Source organism: Streptococcus rifensis (genome assembly GCF_053203525.1).
Genome location: NZ_JBRUCW010000027.1, coordinates 1 through 1,316 on the forward strand (window position 1 = coordinate 1; position 1,316 = coordinate 1,316).

Here is a 1,316-nt window from a genome sequence, read left to right on the forward strand (position 1 = left end):
ACTCAGCCAACTGTATCATATTCAGATTTCTAATCTCAAGTACATGGTCAAACTTATGGATAGGTATGGTATTGAAGTGGTTAAAAAAGGTAATAACACCTACTATTCAACAGAATTAAAACAAGAGATGATTGATAAAGTTCTGATTAGTGGCTATTCACAAAACCAAGTTTCGCTGGATTATGCCCTACCAAGTCCCAGTATGCTTTCCAATTGGATAGCACAATACAAGAAAAACGGGTATACTATTCTTGAGAAAACAAGAGGGAGACCGCCAAAGATGGGACGAAAGAAAAAGAAAACCTGGGAAGAAATGACAGAATTGGAACGCCTTCAGGAAGAAAATGAACATCTAAGAACGGAGAATGCCTACCTAAAAAAGTTGAGAGAACTGCGCCTGAGAGACGAAGCCCTAGCGCGCGAAAGGCAGAAACAATTAGAGAAATGGTCGAAGGAGGATTCCGACTAGACATCCTATTGGCGATAGCCAAGCTAGCCCGTGCTACCTATTATTACCAGATCAAACAACTGGCTAAAGAAGACCCGGACAAGGAGCTTAAAGCTGAAATCCAAGCGATTTACGAGGAGCACAAAGGAAATTATGGCTATCGTCGGATTCACTTGGAGCTTCGCAATCGTGGCTATGGCATTAATCACAAAAAAGTGCAACGTTTGATGAAAGAGATGAAACTAGCTGCTCGTATTCGACAAAAGCGCCAGTATTCCTCTTACAAGGGTGAAATCGGCAAGAAGGCTGATAACCTGATTCAGCGGCAGTTTGAAGGAGCTAAGCCTTATGAAAAGTGTTATACAGATGTGACAGAATTTGCCTTACCCAATAGTAATGGAAAAATCTATCTGTCTCCCGTTCTGGATGGCTACAATAGTGAGATTATTGCCTTTAGTTTATCCCACTCTCCTGATTTGAAGCAGGTTCAAACCATGCTTGAAAAAGCTTTTCCAGCTGATTCTTACACAGAAACGATTCTTCATAGCGATCAGGGTTGGCAGTATCAACACCAGTCTTACCATAGCTTCTTGGCATCAAAGGGTATTCGTCCTTCTATGTCACGTAAGGGCAATAGCCCTGACAATGGGATGATGGAATCCTTCTTTGGCATCCTCAAATCTGAGATGTTTTATGGATTCGAGAAATCCTACCAATCCCTGAATGAACTCGAACAAGCCATCACCGATTACATTTTTTACTACAATAACAAACGCATTAAGACTAAACTAAAAGGACTTAGCCCTGTGCAGTACAGAACTAAATCCTTTCACTAATATTTCCTGTCTAACTTTTTGGGGTCAGTACA

The 1,316-nt window shown here is 41.0% G+C and carries 1 protein-coding gene; it reads left to right on the top strand.

The window, feature by feature from the left end:
• Positions 1-1,284, top strand: a protein-coding gene (locus tag ACVRYP_RS10640; protein WP_447468679.1) for an IS3 family transposase whose coding sequence is annotated in 2 segments (ribosomal slippage) — positions 1-374 and positions 374-1,284 — 1,285 coding nt annotated over the 2 segments. Because the reading frame shifts where the segments join, the coding sequence is not laid out codon by codon here. This gene is flagged as partial in the annotation.
• Between the last annotated feature and the right edge of the window lie 32 nt (positions 1,285-1,316).